The organism is Neobacillus sp. plas4, from assembly GCF_057221695.1.
The window spans coordinates 4,979,251-5,004,852 of sequence record NZ_CM170152.1; the positions used below are offsets into that span (position 1 = coordinate 4,979,251).

Sequence of the window (25,602 nt, forward strand, 5' to 3'; positions counted from 1 at the left end):
TTTATATTAAGCTTCCAACCGTAAAGCCTTTTCTTTGTTTAGATGATGTGAAATGTGTATCCATAGTTGGGGAGTCTGATCTATCTAAATGATCATGATGTTCATCGTGGTGGGCATGAGGATCCACATAATTGGTATCAAATCGACTGTTTATTTCAATTAACATTTGCTTTACTTGTTGGTAATCCTTATATGAAACTTCTCGTAGGCTATTTAATAGGCTGCTTCGCTCCGGATCTGTAAATCGAAACAATGCTAAATCTAAGTGTTCGACGAAATTATGTAAACCGAACTTTTCCAGATTCAATTCTTGTAAAAGTCGATTAAATTCATTGTTGCTTGGAGAAAAATCTTCCTCATCTTTTACTTGTTGAAATTTATTAATGAGCGGAATAAGTACGACTAAACGGGATAGACGCTGTTCTTCTTCTTCATAAATATGATGATAGTATAATCGCTCATGTTCATCAGTGGCATTTTGTATGACAGGTTCCAGCATATTCATAAATTTTTCTATAGCATCTTTGGTTGTTGTAAAAATTTGATAAAAAACCCTTAACTCTTCTTGCATTTCTGTACCTCCTAATCCTCACTACGTGTCATTATTGACGTTTATTTTCTTTTCTAAAACCTTTATATGACAATCTTTCGAACAAATAGGTTACATGAATAACTCAGGAGTATTGATACATAATAACTATGGCTATTATCAAACCATTAGGGAGGAAAATTAGATGATGCAAAACCAGCAAGGGCAGCAAGGACAAATGCACCAAAACATGCATACAGGGAATGTACCTCCACAGCTTAATCATGGGGGACATGAGGTAATTGATTTAAACGAGGTTTTAGGGGCAGCGGTAGGCACGATGAATCAGTATATGATGTTGCGTCAACACATAAAAGACCCAGAATTACTTGATATTCTTGATCGCCAATATAAATTTATGGCTGATGAATATAATATCACTTTAGAATGTTTCAAAACTGGACAAAACCCTTCACACCCTACTTCAAAATATATGATGACACAAGGGAATGACTTTATTTATGGTATGAAGCCGGCTCAGCCAAAGAAACCTTTTCAATCACTGTCTGAAATCAATGATGAATACATTTCCAACTGTATGCTCTCTTCTTGTAAAGCTGGAGCTTCTATGAAAACAATGGCTGCCCTAGAAGCAACAAATCCGGTTGTGCGCCGTGTGCTAGCAGATTCCGTGCCAAATTGTATTGAAATGGGCTATGAGCTGTCTATTTATCAAAATAAACATCACTACTACCAAGTACCTCAGTTGGCTGAAGCAGACATGAATCAATACAGAAATGCCTTCGCACCAGCGCAAGGAATGCCGATGGGGCAGAATATGGGGCAAATGCCAAATAACAATATGGCACATTAAAAGCAAAAAGCTATCCTTCATTGAGAGGGATAGCTTTTTGTTTTTAGGGTATTCTCTGTTATTCCAACATAAAATTATTAAAATAAATAATCTCGGAAATAATTTTATAGTCATAAATATTGTTAAAAGCTTTTTTTGATTCTAGGTCAGCTAATAACTCGGTCCAAAAATAAATATTCGACGGATGACCGACTTACTCCCTCTGCCATTTGAAGGCAAAAGTAGCTGATTGATTTTCCTCGGTTTCTTTTTGCCATTCCCATCATCTTTATTCATAATAATGTTTCGTTTCTTTATTTAATGTTGGATTGGCACAAAGGTTGATAGACATTTAATGATTTTATCAAGTTGCCGCAATCCCCTTGAAATATATGACAACTTTCTTTTTACAAAACTACACAAAAAGTAACAATATTAAACACAAATAAATAGCTGATTATTTACATACATTTTTCAGAAGATATTATGGTATAAAATCTAGTAATTTACGACCCCAAAAATCACTAGATTTGTCGAGAAGCTCAGTACTTTTTGAATAGGGAAAACAACCTATTAAATTAATCTTTTAAAATAAAGTATTTTATTATTCCAATAAATTTTTTTGTAGAGAGAATATTATTCTAACTCTGATTTTGCGACACAATGTTATGAATAAACATTTTACAATAAGCTTGTAGTAAAATTCATTGGATTTTGGGGGTGCAGTTTTTTGGTAAAAAAGAAAAAGCAGAAATGGAAAAGGAATTTAGTGGTGATGACTGCCATAACCGGACTAGGGTTCTCTACATTTTATCCAAGCCTAAGTATACCGGTTTCGGCTGTTGAACAGCCTGACCTGCCGATTCCTAAGGAAGAATCTGTCTCAATTGTTCAACTCGTAGTACCAAATGATAAGGCAAAGGACAAGCTTCTTGAACTTGGAATTGACCTTACCCACAGAATCGAAGCACACGACGGAGTCTATGAAGTGGATGCCGTTGTCACGCCAACAGAAATTGCCATGTTAAAGACCTTTGGTATCAATGTAAAAGAGACCCTGATCACTGAAAACCAATGGAACACACGCGTGGCAGAGCGGCAATCTGCTGTCCAGCTGGAAGCCAATTTGGCAGCTTCTGAGGATACACTTAAGGTTCTTCGGGCAAACCATTTTACTAATCAATCCGATACATTCCTGTATCTCGAAGTGAAATCGAGTGCAGGAGCTACGGCAAGTACAGCACTTAAAGCAACTTGGACCGAGGGTGGAGTTGAAAAATCAGCAACACTTTCTAGATTCGTTGATTACGGAGAATATATCTATCACTATTTGATGTTGCCAGTAACAGCAATACCTACTTCTGTCAAAATTGATAGTAATCTAGGCGGAACCGCAACGAGCTCCGTCACCGAATGGCTAGGAAAGGAACCGAAACATCCAAAAACGGACTATGTCACAGATTTTGTTGATCACTATATGGCACCAAAGGAATTATATGAGCGTGCCGAAAAACTAGCAAAAGAATTCCCGAACTTGGTAGAAATCATTGATATGCCAAACAAAACAAATGGTTACAGACGTCTTGCCCAAGCAACTATCGGCGGCACGACCAATCTCGCAGTTGTTGTTTCCTCAAAAGCGTGGGGGCATGAAGGCGGGAATGATGTATCGGTAGAATTCAAGAATCCTGAAATCAATAATGCACCACTAAAAGTGACTGTGGATGGTAAAAAGATTTTAGTAGAGTTGGCTACTGATTCGTCAGGTAAAGCAACAAGTACTGCCGCACAAGTGGTTAAAGCACTGAATGAGAATGCTAGCCAACTTGTCACTGCGACTACATATCGCGGTAATGCCGGAACAGGTGTTGTCGCACCAACGACTACGAAATTAACAGATAATCTAAAAGCACCAGCAGATGTTTCCCGTGATCCTTTTACAGTAAAAGCGATCCGAATCGGCAAGCATCGTGACGGCTCTAAACCAGGGGTTCTTGGTTATGCTCAGGAGCATGCCCGTGAATGGGTGACCCCACTCGTAACAATCGAAACGGCGGAAAGACTGCTGCGAAACTATAGTCAAGATAGTGAGACAAGAAAGCTTGTCGATAATCTTGATATATTCCTTGTTCCTTCAGTAAACCCTGATGGAGCCAATTACAGCTTTAATGATTACAATATGCAGCGTAGAAATATGACAAACCACTGTGGTCCTACTGAATCTGATCCAGGATACCGTAATTCTTGGGGAGTTGACCTTAACCGCAACCATTCTGTCGGCTCCGCCTTTGACGGCTATATCGGTGCATCAGCAACGAACTGTAGAAGTGATACGTACGCTGGACCATCTGAAAACTCCGAGCCAGAAGCCAAAAACCTTGTTTGGCTTGCAGACAAAAATCCAAACATAAAGTTCGCAATGAATATTCATAGCTATGGCGGCTACTTCATGTGGTCCCCTGGTGCTTACGATTCAAAACGTACAACATTGCCACGCCCATCAGCTGGTGAAGAAGCGTTTTACTGGGCAGCTTCTGATCACATCTTAAATGATATTCAAGACCACCGCGGAACTGTCATTCTACCTAGCCGTACAGGTCCAATTCCTGACGTACTATACTCTGCTGCAGGTAACTCTGCGGACTACCTATGGTATGAAAAGGGGATTTACGCCTGGAACTTTGAAGTAGGAGCCGATTTATGGAATAAAGATACGAAGAGATGGCAGGCAGTTGGATTCCAGCCTGCGTTTGCAGAGGGACATGAAGAGGCAATGGAATTTTCCAATGGTTTGATTGGCTTAATTAAAGTAGCCTACAATAGTTCAAAAGACCATCAGCCGCCCTCCTCAAAAGCATCACCTGGAAATGGGAAATACACAGGTCCGGTTGATGTTAAGATTGACACAAGTGAGCCAGCCACCGTCTACTATACACTTGACGGCAGCCGCCCAACTTTCCAATCGCCTAAAATTCAATTAAGCGGCACCCGTGAATTTGCAGAAACATTAAAAATTGAAAAGACAACAACCATCAATTATTTTGCTGTAGACGCCGCAGGAAACATTGAGAAAAACTACAATCCACTTAGTAATGGGAATAACTATAATTCTGTAACGCTTACAATAAAATAACGATTTGCAAGGGGTTGGCCTTACAGGGTCAACTCCTTTTTCATTGGTACCTTTAAACTGACAGACTTTCTATTATGCCACTGATAAAGTTTTTCGCTACAATGATGAAGCCTGATTCATTGCTGAACCAGGCTCCCTCCACCAATATTACTTTTTAAAAATTTGATAGGCCGCCAAGACGATTTGCTGTCAGACTTTTATTTTTCAAAAATCGCATTAGATAATAGTCGGAATAGGTAATCTGTATGGTCACGGAAGCCCGCTTCTAAACCAATCAAGGTCACATCTTTATCCTGCTCTTTCACGATAACGGCTTGGCCCTTAGCAGCACTGCTATTTTTCCAATGGCCAGCTACAAAGAAGTCATCAGAGTTTGCTAGGGTTGCAACGACCTTGTCATTCCCAGTTCCAGTAAACCATGCTGGACGGTAAACGAACCCAAGATCATCCTGGTCATAACCCGCGGTTAAAGCAGTGCCTTCATAATTCACTTTTACGATTCCGTTATAGTTAGACCCTCCCGTATTAATCGTGTCATCCGTCAGACCTAGTGTTTTCGTTGCTCTTGATGCCCCGGCACCAACAGCAACATATTTGCCGCCATCACTCACAAATTTTGACACATTCGCCTTGAATTTATCTAACTGTCCAGCATCCTGCAAGCCAAATTCTTTATTGGAAGCTGATAGATTTGTAGAAATGAGATTTTCGGTTCCGCTGTAAACAAAAGCGTCAAATCCAGTAAGGCCGTTCTCGGCTACTTCAACCGGCGTCACTTCTATTACTTGGAAACCAAGTCGTTTCAGAGCAAGCTTTGTTCCGCTGTGAGACTGTACTTTCCCCATGCCTCCATCCTTCAAAATGGCTACCTTTAAGCTTGATAAGGCCATTGCATCAGCTGGTACTTTAGCTGCCGATTCAATCTGCAAGCCAGATTCTTTTACGGCTGCCGAGATAGTATTCGCCGCTGCTTCTGTGTAAAAATTACCTTTTGGATCACGTTTAACTGCTACACCTTGTTGAAGCAATGTATTTACTAGATTAACAGCTTTTACGGAACTGTTCGGAATCAAGTATGGACCTTTACCTATAACCGCACCTTGACTAGCAATCTGGTTAACCTTTGTTGTTGTCACATCAATTGAACTTTGTGTTGCCACTGCTTTAAAGCCCCAAAGCTCAGGTAAACTCCATGCTGAAATATCATACATTGCAGCCGTATCGTTCGAGATGTCCTCTCCATCCCAAAGCATCGTGTTGGCTAATCCAGCCTTTGCCTGATCCATCTTAACGATGTATGTTCCTTTAGGATATGATTGTCCATCCACTGTAAATGCTTTCGGCGCTTGAACCACATCAATGTCATTATTTATTAAATGATTGACGGCTTTATGCGTTACAGTCGGGTCTTTTTCATCAACTGGAAGGATATAGGCTTTCGGGAAGAACCCATCCTTGTGGAACGGATGATCAAAATTTATCCCACGCTTAAACATTTCAATTTGGTCGGTTATCATCGCTTGCTTGTTCTCTGTCGCAAAATTAAGTGCGCCGATAATGGCGTTATACATCCAGCGTACGCCGTCCCAATCATTTGTTGGCGTTTCTAACGTATGTCCATATGCACCATGGTACATAGCATACATAGGTGTAAAGATTGGGGGATAATCATCCCATCCATCTTTATCATTACGCTGAGGAACGTAAACACCGTTCATATTTTGATATAAAGTGTTCGATGAGAATTTATCCTTTTGGCTCATTATCTGAGCTTCCATTGCCTCTGCCTGCTGATAAGCCCACTTGTTATATAAATCGTACTCATAGTTTGGATTATGTGGCGGTGTACATGGTTCAATTAATCCCTGTAGATTTGGTTTGTAATTTTTCACATATCCATGTGTATCAAGAAATACCATCGGGTTCCATTCTTTAATCAGTTCAACGGTCTCTCTCGTTTCCGGCTGAGATTGGGTGATGAAATCACGGTTTAAATCAATCCCCTCACCGTTAAATCTGGTTGCGTCAACACGTCCGTCGGGGTTTTGGACCACATTAAATATAAGAATGTTATTGGCTAAAATGTTCTTTGTCTCTTGGTCATTCTCAGTTGCAAAACGCTCAATTAACTGCAGAATGGCATCAGTTCCGGCAAATTCAGTTCCATGAATCGATCCGTTGATCATAATAGGCACTTTAAAATCTGGATTATTGGTAATCCAATCTTGAGCCTTCCCAGGATTTTTAAACATTTGTTTTCTGAGTGACTGGATTTTTCCGAACTTCCCTTGAGTTGTTGGGTCGGCAATCGTCACGACATAAAGAGGATGTCCATCCGCAGACGTACCTCGAACTTCCACTTTAATACGGTTAGACTGTTTCTCAAGGGCTTTCAATTTTGTACCGATTTGCGAGAATTTCACAAAGTCATAGTTTTCACTATTAAACTTACTTCCATCCTGTTCTTCATATACATTAACGTTTGTCCATTTTGGCGCGTCTGCATACCCCACAGTCCATGGTAAAGTGGTTAGCAAACTAACAGCTATAAGGCCTGCAATCTTCTTTTTCTGCTTCATTATTAACCTCCAATTATGTAATTTTTATCCAAAGTAATGTATTTTTATTTATTTTAATAGCAAAACTATTAAAACACCATCCTACCTTTTTCTCGGTACAACCAGGTAAAAAGAACCATAAAAATACATACAATTCTAAGAACAGAATTCTTTATTATAATAATCCAAATAAAATAAATGGTGACAGGCACCATAGAAACACATTTGTCCACGGACAGAGGACAAATCATATTTAATTGCGTGTATACCTAATTTTAATTATCCAATTCCACCTGTTTTTACCTATGACTTATTCCCCTTACGGAACACTAGTAATTTTTTTATTATTAGGAAGGAATGCCCCCAGGATGTTTCTTGGAGAAAAAATACTAGATAACTCGGAAGGTGAACATGTTGAAGAAAAAGGCACAATTAAGTACTGCAAAGAGAATTCTATCATCGTCTCTAGCTGTAACACTTCTTGCATCTCCATTCTTTTCAGCAACACAAGTAAACGCAGCACCGAAAACAGACAAAAGTCCTGTTTTAGAGCTGCGTCTTATGGAAACAACAGATATACATACAAACCTGCTAAACTATGACTATTACAAAAATGCAGACTACCAAAAAGTCGGCTTGGCAAGTACAGCTGCTCTCGTGGAAGCTGCTCGTGCTGAAGCAGCAAACAGTGTATTGGTAGATAATGGCGACTTAATTCAAGGAACTCCATTAGGAACGTATAAAGCAAAAATTGACCCACTTAAAGATGGAGAAGTTCACCCAGTATTTAAAGCGATGAACCAAATGAACTATGATATTGCAACATTAGGAAATCATGAGTTTAACTATGGTCTTGATTTCCTAGATGAGGCATATGATGATGCGAATTTCCCTGTTATCAACGCAAACGTTTATGTAGATGACCATGATACGAATCCCGATAATGACGAAAATAAATTTACTCCTTACAAAATCATCAACAAAAAAGTGGTCGATGAACAAGGAAAAAAACATGTAATCAAAGTTGGGTTTATCGGTTTCGTTCCTCCTCAGATTAACGAGTGGGACAAGGCGAATCTTGACGGTAAAGTAATTACGAAAGACATTGTTGAAACGGCAAAGAAATTTATTCCGCAAATGAGAGAAGAAGGTGCTGATGTTATTGTAGCCATGACGCACTCCGGATTTAGCGGTAATAAAGACAATTCAGAAGATGTCATTTATGCATTAAGTGAAGTACAAGGAATTGACGCGATAACTTTCTCACATACACATAAATTATTTCCGGCAAAATCCGCTGCTGCACTTGATGGATTGTTCAAGGGTGCTGATGGCTTGCCGCTTCCTGGTGTAGACAATGCAAAAGGAACCATTAACGGAGTTCCAGCAGTACAGGCGGGTTACGGCGGCGGTTCATTAGGAATTATTGACCTTTCATTGAAAAAGGAAAAAGGGAAATGGTCTGTAGTAAACTCACAATCTTTAACCCGTGAGATTTCTTCGCCAACACAAGTAAAACCTGTTCAATCCATTGTTGATGCAGTAAAGGCTGACCATGAAGCAACGGTAGCTTACGTAAATACTCCTATCGGAAAAACAACGGATGACATTCACAGCTATTTTTCACTTGTACAGGACGACCCTTCCATCCAAGTAGTGACGAATGCACAAAAATGGTATGTGGAAAAGTACATTGCCCAAAGCAAGCCGGAGTATCAGGATCTGCCAATCCTTTCAGTTGGTGCTCCCTTCAAAGCTGGCCGTAATGGTGTTGCAGAATACACTGAAATTCAAAAAGGTGATTTAACCATCCGCAGTGCAGGCGATTTGTATTTGTATGACAATACATTAAAGGCAATCAAAATTAAAGGCTCTGTAGTAAAAGAATGGATTGAAATGACTGCAGGCAAATTCAATACCATTGACCCTAATAAAACGGAAGAACAAGCATTATTAAATCCAGCTTTCGCTGTTTATAACTTTGATGTAATTGATGGAGTTCAATATCAAATCGATGTTACAGCTCCAGCTAAATATGCTCCAAATGGAAGTCTTATCAACCCAGATTCCAGCCGTGTAGTGAACCTAACTTATAACGGTCAGCCTGTTGATCCAAATCAAGACTTTATTGTTGTAACCAATAACTATCGTGCAGGCGGCGGCGGTAACTTCCCAGGAGTAAAAGGAAGCGAATTAGTCGTTGACTCTGCAGATGAAAACCGTCAAATTTTGATGGACTATATCACAGAGATGAAGGAAATTACGCCAACTGCAGATAACAACTGGTCGATTGCACCAATCGCTGGAGATGTGAACGTAACTTTTACAACATCACCAATTGCTGAAAAGTATATTACAGAAGGAAGTAATATTTCCTATTCTGGTAAAAAAGATGAAGCTGGCTTTGGAATTTTTAAATTAGACATTGGTTTCACTCCTGTTCATATTCAGCTTCTTGGCTTAAACGATTTACACGGTCAGCTGGATACGGATACAAAAGTAAAAAGAGATGGACAAGAAGTTTTGGCTGGAAGTATGGAATACACAGCTGCAGCAATCAAGCAGCGTGAAGCTACAAACGAAAATACTTTGCTTGTTCATGCTGGAGACATGATTGGCGGCAGCCCGTTGTTGTCGGCACTGTTCCAGGATGAGCCGACGGTTGAAGTTATGGAAGCATTAGGCATGGATGTCGGTACACTAGGAAATCATGAATTTGACGAAGGGATTACCGAATTGCACCGTATGATCAATGGTGGTGAACATCCACTTGGAAAAGGCACTACAGGCTACGACGGAATGAATTTCCCCGTTATTGCAGCCAATGCTTTTGACAAATCAACAGGTGAATTAATTACAGGTGCACCATACGTGGTTAAGGAAGTTGCTGGTCAAAAAATTGGCTTTATCGGCGTCGTTACACAAGAAACTCCAGATATGATCGTGACGAAAGGAAATGAAAATCTTCAAATTACTGACGAAGCGGAAGCAATTAATAAGTATACGGCAGAGTTAAAAGAACAGGGAATTGAAGCCATTGTAGTTTTAGCGCATAATCCTACTAGTCAAGAAGGCTACACAGATGGATTTGATGCTTCAAGAATTGCCGAAAACGTAGATGATGAAGTAGATGTTATCTTTGCTGCTCATAACCATGCTTTCAATGACAAAGTAGTAGATAACAAGTTAATTGTTCAAGCCTATTCCTATGGATCAGCATTCTCTGATGTGGATCTAGTAATTAATCCTGAAACAGGGGATATTGTGAAAAAAGAAGCAGAAGTGGTAACCGTATATCAAGCTGATTACACGCCAGATCCTGCTGTTTCAGTGATTATGAAGAAGTATGAAGATTTAGTTGCGCCCTTAAAAGCGGAAGTAGTAGGTAACTCTGCAACTACATTAGCTAAAGCCTATCCGTCAACAGCTGGTGAGTTTGCTGATAACGGTCTTGGGAACTTAATTGCTGATGGTATGAAAGCAGCAATGGACACTGACTTCGCCTTAATGAATGGCGGCGGTGTTCGTGCACAGCTTGACGCTGGTGAAGTAACATTCGGGGATTTATTCTCGATTCAACCATTTGGAAATGTTCTAAACAAAATTAGCCTAAGTGGGGCTGATTTAGAAGAAGTATTAAATAAACAAATCACAGCACGTGGACTAGATTACCATATTGCTGGCTTTAAATATACCTACACATACGACGTTGCAACTGGAACTGGTAAGGTTGTCGACATTTTCTTACCGGATGGCAGCAAAATTGACCCAGCCCAAGAGTATTCAGTGGTAGTAAACAATTACATGTATGGTAATGCAAGCTACGGAATTGGTGCTTTGGCAACTGGTTTAGAGGTAGGTCCAGAAGATCTACAAGCAACGGTTGACTTTGTCAAAACATTACCATCTCCATTTGAATACAAAGCCGAGGGGCGTATTCAAAGAGTTACACATTAATAAAATACTGTACGACAGAAAAGCTATCCTTATCTCGAATGAAAGGGTAGCTTTTTTAGTTACTTACTACCTCCTCTTTTTCAGCTAGTTTTAGGGTGTATATTTTTATTAAAAAAATATAATACGTTGCGTATAGCAGAACAAAGGTGTTGCAGTAGGAACAAATTCATATTAACATCTATTCAGACAGAAGATTCTGAACGTTTTGAAAAAATGAAAACGTGTCGAAAAAGGAGGAATTTGTCATATTACATAAAACGAAAATGTAAACGCTTAATAAAGTGTAGTTTTGAAATGGTTGCCAATCTGTAATTACAATAGGGGGAATTTGAAATGGAGAATAAGCAAACGAAATTAAAATGGAAATTAATGTTCCTGCTACTTTTATCAATGATGATTTTTGTTGCAGGCTGCCAAGGAGCAAAACAACAATCTACCACAACTAAGGAAAAACCTCAATCAGCAGAAGGCGAAACAATTAAAATTGGTTTTGTCCTATCCTTTACAGGTCCATTGGCTCCATTATCAGAAGGTATTAAACAAGGTTTCGAACTTTATTTAGAAGAACATGATGGGAAATTAGGCGGTAAAAATGTAGAGCTTAAATTTGAAGATGACGAAGGAAATCCTCAAGTAGGTCTAAGAAAATATCGTCAATTAGTCCACAGTGAAAAAGTAGATCTTCTAGTTGGTCCTACTAACTCTTCTATTGCTCTTGCATTACGTGATGAAGTAAATAAAGATAAAATTCCTATGATTGTACCAAACGCAGCAGCAGACGATCTTAATTGGAGTAAAAAGAGTGATTATGTATACCGTGTTTCTTGGTCTAACTGGCAAAATGGAAATCCTCTTGCAGAGTATGTAGCAGAAAATATTGGTAAAAATGCAGTTATTATGGGTTCTGATTTCCCAGCTGGTATCGAAGTGTTAAGATCCTTTAAGGCTGCCTACGAAGAAGCAGGCGGTAAAGTATTAAAAGAACTTTATCCGAAATTAGGAACAAATGACTTTTCTACTTATTTACAAGAAGCATCTAGCTTAAAGCCAGATGTAATCTATTCCTTCTTTGCTGGTAGTGACGGTATTCGTTATATTCAACAATACGAGGAATTTGGTTTAAAAGATAAAATTCCAATGTCTGGAACATTAGAGTTTGGTGATTTACTAATGATAGAGCCTACTGGAGATGGTTCGGAAGGATTTCTTGCTGGAACTATATACTCACCTTGGTTGGAGAATGATTTAAACAAAAAATTTGTTGAAGGTTATGAAAAGAAATATGGCAAGCTTCCAAATACGTTCTCTGTTAATGGATATGACTCAGCAACAGTTCTTGACAAAGCTCTAACTGCAGCAGGTAGCGTGGAAGCCGAAAAAGTAATCAAAGAATTACCAGGTATTTCTTATGATAGTCCACGTGGACCAATTACGATTGATGAAAAAACACATAATCCTATTCAAAACATCTATATCACGAAAAACGTTTTGAAGGACGGCAAACTTGTACCTGAAATCCTTGAAACAAAAGAAAAAGTAACAATGCCAGAAAAATCACCATTTTAATAAGGCTGTTTTCGTAACGATTGTTGTTAAAATCTTAAAGCCGATTTTAACGTTGCAATAGTTATTTTGAGTCTTCGAATATAGTTTGCTAGCTCTTTTCTTATTAATTTTCTGCTGTTTTCAACGAAAATACAGCAGAATCATTAATTTTTGTTATAAAAAGTAACAAAGTTTTAAAAAAAGAGCCTTTAACTAAAAATTTCTGATTAACTAAATAAATGGGGCTGTCCCAAAAGACAACCCCATTTATTAATATTATTATACTACATTTTAAATAGGAAGAGAGGGGAGAGTCCTTGGATATAATTCTAGTTCAACTTATAACAGGCATTGCATATGGAATGCTGTACTTTATGATTGCAGCAGGGCTAACGATTATTCTAGGAGTTATGAATGTTGTCAATCTATCTCATGGAGCACTGTTCATGCTAGGTTCCTATTTGGCCTTTACCTTTATTAGTAATGGGATTAACTTTTGGTTTGCACTACTATTATCCGCTATTTCAGTAGGGATATTTGGTATTATCCTTGAAAAAGTATTAATCAAACGTGTTTATGGAAAAGTGCTGGAACAAGTGTTGCTGACATTTGGTTTAATGCTTGTTATTGCTGACTCTGTCAAATGGATTTGGGGAACAGAAATGCAAACGATTCCAGCACCTGCAATGCTTGATGTGTCCATCCCAATTGGGGATATGGCATTCCCAGTATTTCGTTTATTTGTCGTATTTGTTGGTTGTTTATTAGCAGTTTTACTATGGTATTTAGAAGCAAAGACACGTATAGGGGCAGTCATTCGTGCAGGGGTAGATGACCGTGCAATGGTTGGTTCTCTTGGTATTAATGTAGGAGCTGTATTTACAGGCGTATTTATCTTTGGAGCAGCTTTAGCTGGATTAAGTGGAGTATTAGGTGGGCCACTCTTAGGTATGTATACAGGAATGGACTCTGAGATCCTTGTCACATCCTTAATAGTTGTTGTAATAGGTGGTTTAGGTTCATGGAAGGGATCGTTTATTGGCGCTTTAATTATTGGAGTGCTTGAAATATTTGGAAAAGTGTGGTTCCCATCCTTATCCATGCTCATTGTATTCTTAATCATGATGGTTATTTTAATCATTCGCCCCCAAGGTCTATTTGGAAGAGAGGTGGCATAATTGAAAAAAAATATACTTTATGCTGTTTTACTTCTCCTCGTCGTTTTCGCAGTACCGCAAATACTTTCTGATTTCGGAACGAATTTAACAACTGAAATTTTTATCATGGCCATGTTCGCTATGAGTTTGGGCTTAATTATGGGCTATGCTGGTTTAGATTCGCTAGGGCATGCTGCCTTTTTTGGAATTGGTGCCTATTCTGTTGCATTAATCGGGCAGTTTGTAACTAATACGTATTTAATCATTATTATAGCGGTTGCGATCGCTGGATTGCTTGCATTCATTACTGGAGCAGTATTTATCCGTACTTCTAAATTCTACTTTCTTATGATTACGCTTGCCTTTAGCCAATTGATATTTACTCTATTCTGGCAAATGAAGGATTTGACAGGTGGAGCGGATGGGATGTCTGTTTCCGCTATTATGAATCTTGGATTTGGTGACATATTTGATCCGCAAACCATGTATTATGTGATGGGAATTATTTTTGTCGCTGTCTATATTTTACTAAGATTATTCGTGGAATCTCCAGCAGGAAAAATTACGAAAGGCGTCATGGAAAATGAAGGTCGTATGAGTGCACTTGGCTATGACGTTCGTGTTTATAAATTATTAGCCTATACCCTTTCCGGAGCATTAGCAGGGTTTGCTGGTTCACTTTATTCCTTCTATAACGTTTTCGTCTCTCCAGAGTTATCTGCTTGGCTGTTCTCTGGTCAAGTAATGATCATGGTTATCGTTGGAGGCGTAGGTACATTGCTTGGACCTGCCATTGGAGCGGGTGTATTCATCTTCCTGCAAAACTTTATTAGTACCTATACGGAAAGATGGCCATTGATTTTGGGTGCCATTCTCATCTTCCTTGTCCTTCTTGGAAAAGGCGGAATCATCCAGTGGTTGAAATTAGGTGTCGATATGATTTTTAAAAGTAAACCCAAAAATAATAAGGTTTCCTCAACTATTCAACCAGAAAAGGAGGAGGTTATCAGTTGAGCTTACTAAAAGTAGATAAAATAAATAAATCATTTGGTACCCTACAAGTACTACATGATGTATCGTTGGAAGTACAGCCAGGCGAACGCCATGTTATTATTGGACCAAATGGTGCTGGGAAAACGACTCTTTTTAATTCTATAACAAACCATCTTCCTATTACTTCAGGAACGGTGCATTTTGAAGGGAAAGATATTACAAATCTTCCTGCTCATAGATTAGTTCATTTAGGGATGGCACGAACATTTCAAAAGAATAATTTATTTGGTGATTTAACGGTAGAAGAAAATATTCATCTTGCCTTAACTGCCAAGAAAAAATATCGTCATGACGTATGGTTTTCCCTAACAAGTCGTTCTGATATAAAAAAAGAAACAAATCAGATATTGGATGAATGGAAGATTACCCATCGCCGTGATGTGAAAATAAATAATCTATCCTATGGAGAACAACGTTTACTAGAAGTACTATTAGCGATGGCTAGTAAACCAAAGCTTCTTTTATTAGATGAACCAACATCTGGAATGTCTCCGGCAGAAACAACTCAAACTTCCGAGATGATTCAAAGACTGCCGCGCTCCATGGCGTTAGTGGTAATTGAACATGATATGGAAGTAGTCTTTGCGATTGCAGATCGAATTACTGTTCTTCACCATGGTGAGCCAATATTAACTGGTGCTCCAGAAGAAGTTAGAAATAGCGAAATGGTAAAGGAAATTTACTTCGGCGGGGGTGCGAAAAAACATGCTTGAGTTACAAGATGTTCATTCCTATTATGGAACAAGTCATATCCTTCAAGGGGTTACATTTACTGTTCCAGAGGGAAAGTGTGTCGCACTTTTGGGACGAAATGGAGCAGGAAAAACAACAACGATTCATACTATATCTGGTCTGGTCAAATCAAAACGCGGTACCATCACTTTTAATGATAAACAAGTACAAACTTTACCAACACACCAAATTTCTCGTGATGGTATTGGCTTAGTACCACAAGGAAGAAGAATATTTCCTTCCCTTACCATTAGAGAGAACTTAACGATGCCCGCTCGGAAAAGAAAAGGAAATAGTCAAGCAGTAAACTGGGATATCGACAAGGTTTATGAGCTATTCCCAATTCTTAAGGAACGCGAAAATAATATGGGTACGCAGCTATCCGGCGGACAGCAGCAAATGCTGGCAATTGGCCGGGCTTTGATGACTAATCCGCAGTTTCTGTTAATGGATGAGCCATCTGAAGGACTCGCCCCGGTTATTATTGACCAAGTAGGTGAGATCGTCTGTAAGCTGAAAGAGACCGGACTTTCGATATTAATGGTTGAGCAAAATATTTCACTTGCCTGCCAGGTAGCGGATGAAATCTTAATCATGAACAAGGGTACGATTGTTTGGAATGGTGCACCAGATGAATTGTTAGAAAATAAGGATGTTCAGCATAAATATTTAGGAGTTTCGTAGCTCCAAAAAAGGTAGACTCTTATCTCGAGTCTACCTTTTGCTTAATTTTATCCTTATTTTTATGAAGAAAAAAATCTATAAAACTAGCTCAATAAATGCTTTGAAAGACTTTCTGTTTTCAAAGCATTTTTCGTTTCCATAAACACTCCCCTAGAGTTTACAATCAGGATTTAACCAATTTATTCAATCCAAGAAAATCCAAAGCATTTTGTCCAAGCATTAACCTTGCATCGACTTCTGAAATATCCTCATGGTTGTCAATGACCTTTCCTACCGGCTTTTCGCGCAGAAGGAATGGATAATCAGATCCGGCAATAATTTGCTTTGCACCAAAACGTTCGATCATGAATTTCAAATTATCTGGGTCGTAAACGAGTGAATCGTAATACAGTTTTTTCGCATAGGAGCTTGGAGGATTTTCTGTATTTCGGGTATCCGGCCAAACTTCCCAGCCTTTATCCATTCTTGGAAGGATATATGGCAAAGACCCGCCTCCGTGTGCAAAGCAAATTTTCAGATTCGGCAACTTGTCCAGCATCCCGCTCATAATGATGCTTCCGGCTGCTAACGCAGTTTCTGAAGGCATTCCGACAGTATACATTGAATTGAAACGTTGAAGCCTTTCTCGTCCTAGAGTTGCCCATGGGTGGACAAAAAGTGGAACATTCATTTCTGCGGCCGCCTCAAAAAATGAATACAGGGAATCGTCATCCAGATTCAGTCCGTTTACATTGGAGCCTATCTGAATCCCTTTAAGTCCGAGCTCTTTAACAGCCCTTTCCATCTCTGCTACCGCCTGTTTCACATCCTGCAGTGGAACCGTGCCCATTCCTATAAATCTGTCTGGATACTTTTTTACCACAGAAGCGATAAAATCATTCTGTGACTGGGCAAGCTCCAGGCAGGCCTGCGGATCCGACCAATATGAGAAGGTGACTGGAATCGGTGACAGCACCTGAATATCCACACCCTCCTTATCCATGTCTTCAATCCGCTTTTTGGGATCCCATGCCTGGTCGGTTATCTTCCTGAATGTTTTGCCTTGTATCTTAATTTCAGCACCACAGCTGCAGGTCTTTTCAAGTATCGGAAACCGGTCATCTTCATATTTTGCTGCCAGGTCAGGAAAATCTTCGGAAATGATGTGTGTATGAAAATCAACTCGTAATTTTTTTGTCAAAGCTGAAAATCTCCCTTCTTTAAGACACCTAAACTGCAAATCTATTTCTTTATTTCTGTACCATAAGTCAAGTAGCTTTTAGGTGGTGTGCTTCCCCACATATCAAGCCCAAACTGTCCCGTGCCTGATTGCCACTCAATCGGCTCCCAGTCTGGTGCAAAAATAAGCATTCCGCCTGTCCACAGCTCAATCCGATTACCGGATGGCTCAAATGCATACAGGAATTGAGCCCCACTTGTACCATGCTTTCCAGGTCCCCACTCGATTTTGATGTCATTTTCAGCCATGATATTCAACGCACGCAGTAGTTCATCCGGTGAATCTAAGAAATAGGCTACATGATGGAGAAGTGCACCTGATTGATTGCCGTTTCGCATGATTGCAATTTCATGTGCGATATTTGTTTTGCTCAACCATGATCCAAGACGAACATCCGCTTCATTTTGAATATAGTAACGATGATGTATTCCAAGGAAATTAGTCCACCATTCCTGCTCATGTGCAACATCATTCACCATCACATTCACATGGTCAAAGCGGCGAGGCGCAGCACCCTTCCCACTGTATTTCATTGGGTGACTAGGCAATTTGGAAGCTGTCAGTGGGTTCGAATACTTTTCCATTTCCCAATAAAGCTCAATAGGAATTCCAGCTGGACTGTAGAATTTGATGGCATCACCCTGTGCGAGTTCAGTACCACCGTCTATCCACTTATAGTCAGTTCCTGATTCTATTAACGATTTTTCGAATGCATAAAGTGATTTTTCTGAGTTAACTCTCCAACCAAAATGGTCCAGTCCAGGTTTTTCAGCTTGATTGAGAACTAATGTGTGGTGATCCCAGTCCTGCCATGCTCGTAGATAAACCTTGCCGTCTTCCTCTGCGGTTACATGCAGGCCCAGAATCTCTGTGAAAAACCATGTAGATCTTTCCAAGTTAGTCACATTGATTGATGCGTGGCCTATGTGTGCAACATTCGATAATTTAAGATCTAGTTCAGTTAGTTCTACCTCATTTTGTTTTGCATTTGATATAGCCATCTTTTCATACCTCCAGTGTTTATTTTGCTATTGAGTAAATTATTTTATATCGGAAATCGCTTACATGAATCCAAAGAAGAAATTGATTTCGATAATTCAAATAATTTACTATAAAATATCCTCTTTAACTAGTTCTAATTATATGGGGTCGATGGGGCAAACAAAAGTGCTGAATTCCTCTATGTGGAATGAAATTAAGAAAATTTCAAAAAGTCCAAATTATTTTAAAGAATGTGAATTCCTCTGCGTGAACCCTTAAAGAACTTCTATGCAATTTTCTATTGAATATTTTGTAAGCGATGACAGAAAATGTGTACATTATTATATTGAAATGATAGAATATTCAAAACATAACAAAAATGTTTCTGTATATGGAACAGCTAAAGAAAGGGGAATGGAAAATGTCTGAAAAAAGTAATAATCCACAAATTCTTTCATCCGTCAGTAATGCACTTCGTATACTCAAGAGTTTTTCTACATTTGAACCAACACAAAAGGTTGGTGACCTCGCAGTATCTCTCGGTCTTGCAAAAAGTACTGTAAGCCGTTTACTTACTACACTTGCTCATGAAGGTTTTGTTATAAAAGATAAAAACACTGGCAGGTATAAACTTGGAATATCAGTCTTGACACTTGGCGGTATTGTTACAAATAACCTGGAAATCCATAAAGAGGTATCACCACTACTATTTAAATTAGTGCATGATACCGGGGAAACAGCACATTTATCGGTTCTGGACGGTCTGGATACAATCTATATTCATAAAGAAGAATGCAGCCACCCGGTTCGAATCCTCACACATCTGGGGAGAAAAAATCCAACATACTGCACAAGTTCTGGGAAAGTACTGCTTGCTTTTGATGAAAATAATCTAGTTGAAGAGGTAATCAAAGCAGGTTTGCATGCATACACAAGCAAAAGTATTACAGATCCCGATAAGTTACGGAAGGAATTGGAGTTAATCCGAAAAAGAGGGTATGCAATTAGTACCGAGGAATTAACAGTAGGAACAAGATCCGTGTCAGCACCTATTCGTGACTATACTGGGAAGGTTGTATCAGCCATAAATGTGGTCGGCCCTCTCCAACGCATGATGGATTATAAAGTGCCGGATATCGCTAAAAAGGTTATGAATGCAGGCGAGGAAGCTTCTGAAAGGATGGGGTATGATAAGCGATTTTTAGGTTAGATATAAGGTATTAGGGTCGTTCGGGAACTTTGGTTTCATTTAAGGTTTGCCGATTTCACTCTGCGAAAGTTGAGTAAAAAACTACATTTTAATAGGAGAGATTATCTCCTGCTAAAGTGTAGTTAATCGAATATTATAACCCTGTTACTATTTCTACCATTCCATTGGTAATCCAACATAGTTTTCTGCAAGACTCGTTGATGCTGACTTTGATGAAATGACATAATCCAATTCTGCTAGTTGAATCCCGACGTCAAATGGGCTATGGTCGAAATTCCGATGTAGGATGGAAGTCATCCAATAGGAGAAACGTTGAGCCTGCCAAACTCGACGTGTACAAATTTCAGAATAGCGATTTAAAAGTTCTTCCTGGTTCGATTGATAGAACTCTTTTATCCCACGTGCCAAAACTTGGATGTCAGCCACCGCTAAGTTTAGACCTTTTGCACCCGTCGGAGGAACAATATGGGCAGCATCACCTGCTAAAAACAGCCTTCCAAATTGCATGGTTTCACAGACAAAGCTGCGCATTGAAACAATGTTCTTTTGAATAATTGGGCCGTCTTTTAACGTCCAGCCATCTGCCATATCAACTCTTGCATGCAGCTCCGTCCAAATTCGATCATCTGACCAATTTGCGATATTATCCTTCGGGTCAACCTGGATATAGTGACGTTGAATTTCAGGTGAGCGTGTGCTAAGTAGGGCAAATCCTCTTTCATGATTTGTATAAATTAACTCAGGGTTTACAGGTTCTGTTTTCGCCAATATTCCTAGCCAACCGAATGGATAAATTTTTTGTTTTTCTGATCGAACATCAGCTGGAATGGCTTTACGGCTAGGTCCATGGAAACCATCACAGCCAGAAATAAAATCACACGTTAATTCCTGCAAATAATTACCATGGCAGAATTGAATTTTCGGTGTAGATGTTTCAATATCATGTAGACTAACATCACTAACATTAAAGAAGATTTTTGCACCAGCTTGGAGACGAGCGGCTACTAAATCTTTAATTACTTCATGCTGGGCATAGACGGTTATTTCTTTTCCACCTGAAAGCTCATGTAAATCAATCCGGTGCCGTTTACCTTTAAATTGTAATTCAATACCGCGATGGACATGACCTTCCTTCATCAACCGCTCTCCCACACCTGTTCCCTTTAATAGATTTACTGTGCCCTGCTCTAACACACCTGCACGAATGGTACCCTCAATTTCCTCCCGTGACCGTGATTCAAGAATAATAGATTCTATCCCTAGTAAATGTAATAAATGAGAAAGCAAAAGCCCTGCCGGACCTGCTCCAATAATCCCAACCTGTGTACGCATATAATCATCCCTTCTATATAATAAAGACTGTAGGAAGATACTTACGTAAGTTCCTACAGTCTCTTTCTTTACTTGACATATTCGCTATCTGCTTCAGCCTCTATCTTGACTGACTCTTTATTCCCAAAAGTAAGCATGGCATTCCAACTTCCAGAAGATTGTCCGTCCGCTAAATAGGTTGGTTCCCATCCATCCTCAATCATGCTAAATAGCATTGCTAGGTGACGTCCACCAGATTCAACCTTTGCAAACCTTGCATACTGCGGAAGCATATCATAGGCTGCTTGATAATCCTTTTTCATGATGTATTCCACAAATTGCTTGTCCATAGCATGTTCCGTTACTGTCGGCTTATTGTGTCTTCCACGAACTAAATTATGAGATAAGGCACCACTCGAAACAAATACTACCTTTTTCTCACTTTCTCGTAAAACCTTGGCAATAACTTGCCCCCACTTATTGGTTTCTTCTAAACTTGCTGCTAATGTAACAGATAAATTAATAACCGGAATATCTTCATTTGGAACAAGATAGCGTAAAGGTACGACACTTCCATAATCCCAAATATAATAAGGATCATTTACCCCCTGGACTTGCAAACCAGCTTCCTTACCAGCGTTTACTAATTGATTGGCTAAGTCTTCGTCACCTGGCCAGTGATAAGGAACATCTTTAATCAAATCTGGCGCCTCAAATGCAGTTAGAATCCCTTTATGGACAGGAGTACAGTCAACATAATGAAAAAATGTTGATGGCCAGTGACATGAAACTAACACTAGTACATCTGGTTTTATTGTTTCAATCTCCTTGGCCACTTCTTTCATAGCTGAAACCATATCCTTTTGAAACTCAGGTACATCTTTTTCATGGCAAATACTTGGGACATGTGGGACCAACATACTCAATTCAATCGTCATATGATTCTCCCTAAAAATATATTTTTTTGCAACCGCTTTCATAAATATAAAGATAGTTCTTAACCTTTTTAGACATGACGTTAGTAGCAGGGGTATATCGCCATGCTACCAACCTTCGTTTTTAGCATTCTATACTTCAGACATCGGTTTTCCAGCTTTTCCCCAGTGAGTTTTTGAAATCTCGGTTACAATCACTCTAATAGTCTCTTTCGGTGCATCCAATGTTTCTGAAACTGTATTGGTAATATTTTGAATAACCTCTGCCACTTTTTCTTTAGGTCTTCCTTCCATCATTTGCACGTTGATAATTGGCACCGAATCCCTCCTTTTCAAAAACTACTTTCTTTTAATCAGTAACAGTAAAGGTAACTTCACCTAAACCATCAAATTTTCCGCTTACGACATCTCCGTATTTCAACATGACTGCACCGGTAATTCCACCAGTTAAAATAACATCACCTTTACGTACCTTTTCCCCTCTTCTTGAGAGCATATTTGCGAGCATTGCAACAGAATTAGCTGGGTGCCCTACGACTGCAGCTCCAGCCCCTAAATCCTTTATCTCTCCATTGATGGATAAGGTAACGCCAACTAAATCCAATTCAAATTGCTCTGGCTTTTTCAATGATGTACCAAATACAACTCTCGAGGTGGATGCATTATCTGCAATTACATCAGGTAAAGTAAAGTTGAAATTTTCATAACGGCTATCAATAATCTCCAATGCTGGTAGAACATATTGTGTTTTTGCTAAGACCTGAGCCCCAGTCACACCTGGACCTTCAATATCTTCAGCCATCACAAAAGCGATTTCTGCTTCAACTTTTGGATGAATTTGCTCATGTAAAGGAACCTGGCCACCATTTTCTATTAACATATAATCGAACACATAACCATAGATAGGCTCATCTACATTCATTTGCTTCATTTTTGCATGACTGGTTAAACCCATTTTAGGACCAACGATTCTTCTACCTTCATTTAACTTGATGTTAACAAGTTCATGTTGAACCAGGTATGCTTCTTCAACAGTTAAATCGGGCTTTAAGTTTGCTGTAACCTTTACTACTTCCCGTTTTTCTACTTCAGCAGCAACTAAATATTCCGCTAAATCTCTATATTGACTCATTCCCGTTCCTCCCTACACAAAGACACATTGCTTTCCTAAAATTATTTTAGTAAACCGTTAAAAGTTAACACTTACTTGCCCGATATGAGCAAATCTAGCCGTAAACGTATCTCCTGCAGTTGCAACCTCGGCTGCTGATAGCGCACCTGATAAAATCACTTCACCTGCTCGAAGGGGAATATCAAATTCTGATAGTTTATTGGCTAACCAAGCGACACAGCTTGCTGGATTCCCTAATGCTGCTGCACCCACTCCCGTATTGACTATGTCACCATTTTTCGTAAATACCATGCCAATTAGTTCAAGATTAATATCCTCAATTTTTGTCGGTTTACCACCAAGGACATAATAACCCGATGAAGCATTGTCCGCTACGGTATCGACCAGCTTGATTTTCCAGTCCTTCACTCGGCTATCTACAATTTCGAGTGCAGGAACGACATACTCTGTCGCCTGAAGGACATCAAGTGTGGTTACATTCGGTCCTCTTAACTCCTTTTTCAAAATAAAGGCAATTTCTGCTTCTACTTTTGGTTGGAGAACTTGTTCAATGGAAATCCTACCGTTGTTTTCCACAACCATGCTATCTAGTAAGTGTCCATAATCTGGCTCACCCACTCCAAGCAAATTTTGCATAGCTTTTGAAGTTAAGCCAATTTTCTTTCCAACAATTTTCTGCCCTTTAGTAACCTTTTTACTGATATTTTCTAACTGAATATAATAGGCATCTTTTACTGTAAGGTCAGGATCAATTGCTGTAAGTGGAGCAGTACCTATCCTAGTGTTTTCTGCTTCGACTAATTGTTCTGCATATTGTTGTACTTTATTCGTCACTCTTCTTACTCCCTTCCCTATAACTTAATCGTGATATTGGATAATTCTGAGTAAAAATCAATGCTATGCATACCGCCTGTTCTACCAATCCCGCTTTGCTTCATCCCGCCAAATGGTGTACGAAGATCACGTAAAAACCATGTATTCACCCAAATAATCCCGGCTTCAATTTGATGGGCAACCCGATGTGCACGTCTTAGGTCATTGGTCCAAATCGTTGCACTTAACCCATAATGCGTATCATTCGCCTGCATGATTACTTCCTCTTCCATATCAAATGGCATTACAGTAACAATAGGTCCAAAAATCTCTTCGCGGACACAGCGCGAATTCCGATCTAATCCCGTAATAATTGTTGGCTCTAAATAATATCCCTTTTCAAAGCCGTCCGGACGTTTTCCACCTGTCAAAATAGTGGCTCCATCTTTTCTAGCAATCTCAATATAACTATTAACTCGGTCATAATGCTCTTTGCTTATTAATGCTCCTACTTTGGAATCATTGTTCAAAGGATGGCCAACCTTTAATGTTTTTACCTTTTCAGCAAATTTGGATAAGAATTTTTCATATACAGGTCTCTCAACATAAATACGTGATCCGCAAAGACAAACTTCCCCTTGATTAATAAAACTAGATTTAAGTGTTGTTTCAATAACCTCATCCAAATTAGAATCTGCGAAAATAATATTTGGATTTTTACCGCCCAATTCAAAGGATAGCTTTTTCAATGATGCTGCTGCAGATTTCATAATTGCTGTCCCTGTACTTGGCTCACCAATAAATGAAATAGCATCTACATCTGGATGTTCTGTGATCGCTCCACCAGCAGAATTTGGTCCGAATCCATGAACGAGGTTTACAACGCCATCTGGAACTCCTGCTTCTTTACAAATTTCCATTAACACCGTTGCAGTCATAGGAGTCCATTCTGCAGGTTTAATAATGGCTGTATTCCCCATAGCCAAGCAAGGTGCTAATTTCCAAGTAAGTAGTAATAATGGAAGATTCCAAGGCTTAATGATTCCCACTACGCCTACAGGACGACGATATGAATAATGGAGCGCCAAATCATCCTGTTGATTGGCATCTGTGTTAACGGAAATCATGTAATCTGCAAAAAAGTGGAAGTTATAGGCAGCACGCGGGATATCGATACTGTTGGCTAACCAGAATGGCTTTCCAGTATCTAACGATTCTAAGTGAGCTAATTCCTCTTGTCTTTCAAGAATCAAATCACCAATGCGGCGAAGGATTTTTGAACGTTCTCCGACAGTTATTCCTTTCCATTTTCCATTTAACGCTCTACGAGCTGCGGCAACAGCATAATCTACTTCTTCCTTCCCGCCTTCGGCAACTGTCCCTAATACTTCTTCTGAAGCAGGGTTGATGTTTTCGAACGTTTTCTTGTTTTGTGATTCAACAAATTGACCATTAATAAAATGTAAACAATTAATCGCTCTTACTCTAGTTTCTACTTGCATGTCAATGTTCCTCCTAGTAATCTACAATTTTTTTGTATTTTCTTACTATTATGGTAACGCTTACGAATTTCACATACAACGCTGCAGTTTCTCTATATGCAACAATCATAAAAAAATTTCAAAAAATGCAAAATATTCACTTATTTGTCTAAATATTTATAATTTTCACTTTTCAAATCGTGTATTTTTTGATATATTGCGTACTATAGAACAACTTTGTTTTCTATAATGAAACTTAGAAAACCTCCTGAATCAAAGAAATATCGTTTAGGCCTGTCAATTCTATCTTTTAAGCGGC

19 protein-coding genes are annotated in these 25,602 nt (G+C 39.1%); 9 read left to right on the forward strand and 10 right to left on the reverse strand.

Features of this window, described 5'->3' with window-relative positions:
- Window position 1 precedes the first annotated feature (1 nt).
- Complete coding sequence (locus AC2TFD_RS25250) at window positions 2-571, reverse strand: IMEF encapsulin system ferritin-like cargo protein (protein ID WP_335512257.1); 570 nt, start codon at window positions 569-571, stop codon at window positions 2-4.
- Window positions 572-734: 163 nt separating this feature from the next.
- On the opposite strand from AC2TFD_RS25250, the gene AC2TFD_RS25255 reads away from it, so the two are divergent.
- Entirely contained in the window at window positions 735-1,403 is a 669-nt protein-coding gene (locus AC2TFD_RS25255) for a spore coat protein (RefSeq protein ID WP_484674157.1), read from the forward strand.
- Window positions 1,404-2,112: 709 nt separating this feature from the next.
- A complete protein-coding gene (locus AC2TFD_RS25260; protein WP_484674158.1) occupies window positions 2,113-4,515 on the forward strand; it encodes a M14 family metallopeptidase in 2,403 nt (800 codons plus the stop codon).
- 197 nt (window positions 4,516-4,712) lie between these two features.
- Here the strand turns inward: AC2TFD_RS25260 and AC2TFD_RS25265 are convergent, their stop codons facing one another.
- Window positions 4,713-7,094 (reverse strand): M14 family zinc carboxypeptidase, encoded by a 2,382-nt coding sequence (locus AC2TFD_RS25265; protein WP_484674159.1) that lies wholly within the window; start codon window positions 7,092-7,094, stop codon window positions 4,713-4,715.
- Between the two features lie 390 nt (window positions 7,095-7,484).
- Here AC2TFD_RS25265 and AC2TFD_RS25270 point away from each other — a divergent pair, with 390 nt between their 5' ends.
- The 6 genes from AC2TFD_RS25270 (at window position 7,485) to AC2TFD_RS25295 (ending at window position 16,201) form a co-directional block, all read left to right on the forward strand.
- On the forward strand, window positions 7,485-11,030 hold the full coding sequence (locus AC2TFD_RS25270) for a bifunctional 2',3'-cyclic-nucleotide 2'-phosphodiesterase/3'-nucleotidase (RefSeq protein ID WP_484674160.1): 3,546 nt from the start codon (window positions 7,485-7,487) through the stop codon (window positions 11,028-11,030).
- A gap of 333 nt (window positions 11,031-11,363) precedes the next feature.
- Window positions 11,364-12,596 (forward strand): ABC transporter substrate-binding protein, encoded by a 1,233-nt coding sequence (locus AC2TFD_RS25275; protein WP_335512573.1) that lies wholly within the window; start codon window positions 11,364-11,366, stop codon window positions 12,594-12,596.
- A gap of 296 nt (window positions 12,597-12,892) precedes the next feature.
- Window positions 12,893-13,753 (forward strand): branched-chain amino acid ABC transporter permease, encoded by an 861-nt coding sequence (locus AC2TFD_RS25280; protein WP_335512571.1) that lies wholly within the window; start codon window positions 12,893-12,895, stop codon window positions 13,751-13,753.
- Entirely contained in the window at window positions 13,754-14,746 is a 993-nt protein-coding gene (locus AC2TFD_RS25285) for a branched-chain amino acid ABC transporter permease (RefSeq protein ID WP_335512569.1), read from the forward strand.
- A complete protein-coding gene (locus tag AC2TFD_RS25290; RefSeq protein ID WP_335512567.1) occupies window positions 14,743-15,498 on the forward strand; it encodes an ABC transporter ATP-binding protein in 756 nt (251 codons plus the stop codon). The genes AC2TFD_RS25285 and AC2TFD_RS25290 overlap by 4 nt, the downstream gene beginning before the upstream one ends.
- Window positions 15,491-16,201 (forward strand): ABC transporter ATP-binding protein, encoded by a 711-nt coding sequence (locus AC2TFD_RS25295; RefSeq protein ID WP_335512565.1) that lies wholly within the window; start codon window positions 15,491-15,493, stop codon window positions 16,199-16,201. The genes AC2TFD_RS25290 and AC2TFD_RS25295 overlap by 8 nt, the downstream gene beginning before the upstream one ends.
- Before the next feature lie 163 nt (window positions 16,202-16,364).
- On the opposite strand, the gene AC2TFD_RS25300 is transcribed toward AC2TFD_RS25295, so the two are convergent.
- Both AC2TFD_RS25300 and AC2TFD_RS25305 read right to left on the reverse strand, forming a co-directional pair.
- Window positions 16,365-17,381, reverse strand: a complete 1,017-nt coding sequence (locus AC2TFD_RS25300) for an amidohydrolase family protein (protein ID WP_335512563.1) — start codon at window positions 17,379-17,381, stop codon at window positions 16,365-16,367.
- Between the two features lie 41 nt (window positions 17,382-17,422).
- Window positions 17,423-18,421: a VOC family protein gene (locus tag AC2TFD_RS25305; RefSeq protein ID WP_335512561.1), complete on the reverse strand. Its 999-nt coding sequence runs from the start codon at window positions 18,419-18,421 to the stop codon at window positions 17,423-17,425.
- A gap of 401 nt (window positions 18,422-18,822) precedes the next feature.
- On the opposite strand from AC2TFD_RS25305, the gene AC2TFD_RS25310 reads away from it, so the two are divergent.
- Window positions 18,823-19,611, forward strand: coding sequence for an IclR family transcriptional regulator (locus AC2TFD_RS25310; protein WP_335568539.1), 789 nt, complete (start codon window positions 18,823-18,825; stop codon window positions 19,609-19,611).
- 153 nt (window positions 19,612-19,764) lie between these two features.
- Here AC2TFD_RS25310 and pobA read toward each other — a convergent pair whose 3' ends face one another.
- The 6 genes from pobA to AC2TFD_RS25340 all read right to left on the reverse strand — a co-directional run bounded on the left by pobA (window position 19,765) and on the right by AC2TFD_RS25340 (window position 25,304).
- Window positions 19,765-20,943 (reverse strand): 4-hydroxybenzoate 3-monooxygenase, encoded by a 1,179-nt coding sequence (pobA, locus tag AC2TFD_RS25315; protein WP_335512557.1) that lies wholly within the window; start codon window positions 20,941-20,943, stop codon window positions 19,765-19,767.
- A 68-nt stretch (window positions 20,944-21,011) separates the two neighbouring features.
- On the reverse strand, window positions 21,012-21,860 hold the full coding sequence (locus AC2TFD_RS25320) for a DODA-type extradiol aromatic ring-opening family dioxygenase (protein WP_484674161.1): 849 nt from the start codon (window positions 21,858-21,860) through the stop codon (window positions 21,012-21,014).
- Between the two features lie 129 nt (window positions 21,861-21,989).
- Window positions 21,990-22,193 (reverse strand): 4-oxalocrotonate tautomerase, encoded by a 204-nt coding sequence (locus tag AC2TFD_RS25325; protein WP_335512554.1) that lies wholly within the window; start codon window positions 22,191-22,193, stop codon window positions 21,990-21,992.
- 13 nt (window positions 22,194-22,206) lie between these two features.
- Window positions 22,207-22,989 (reverse strand): 2-keto-4-pentenoate hydratase, encoded by a 783-nt coding sequence (locus tag AC2TFD_RS25330; RefSeq protein ID WP_335512552.1) that lies wholly within the window; start codon window positions 22,987-22,989, stop codon window positions 22,207-22,209.
- A gap of 57 nt (window positions 22,990-23,046) precedes the next feature.
- Window positions 23,047-23,823, reverse strand: a complete 777-nt coding sequence (locus AC2TFD_RS25335; protein WP_335512549.1) for a 2-keto-4-pentenoate hydratase — start codon at window positions 23,821-23,823, stop codon at window positions 23,047-23,049.
- Window positions 23,824-23,840: 17 nt separating this feature from the next.
- Window positions 23,841-25,304 (reverse strand): aldehyde dehydrogenase, encoded by a 1,464-nt coding sequence (locus AC2TFD_RS25340; RefSeq protein WP_335512547.1) that lies wholly within the window; start codon window positions 25,302-25,304, stop codon window positions 23,841-23,843.
- Between the last annotated feature and the right edge of the window lie 298 nt (window positions 25,305-25,602).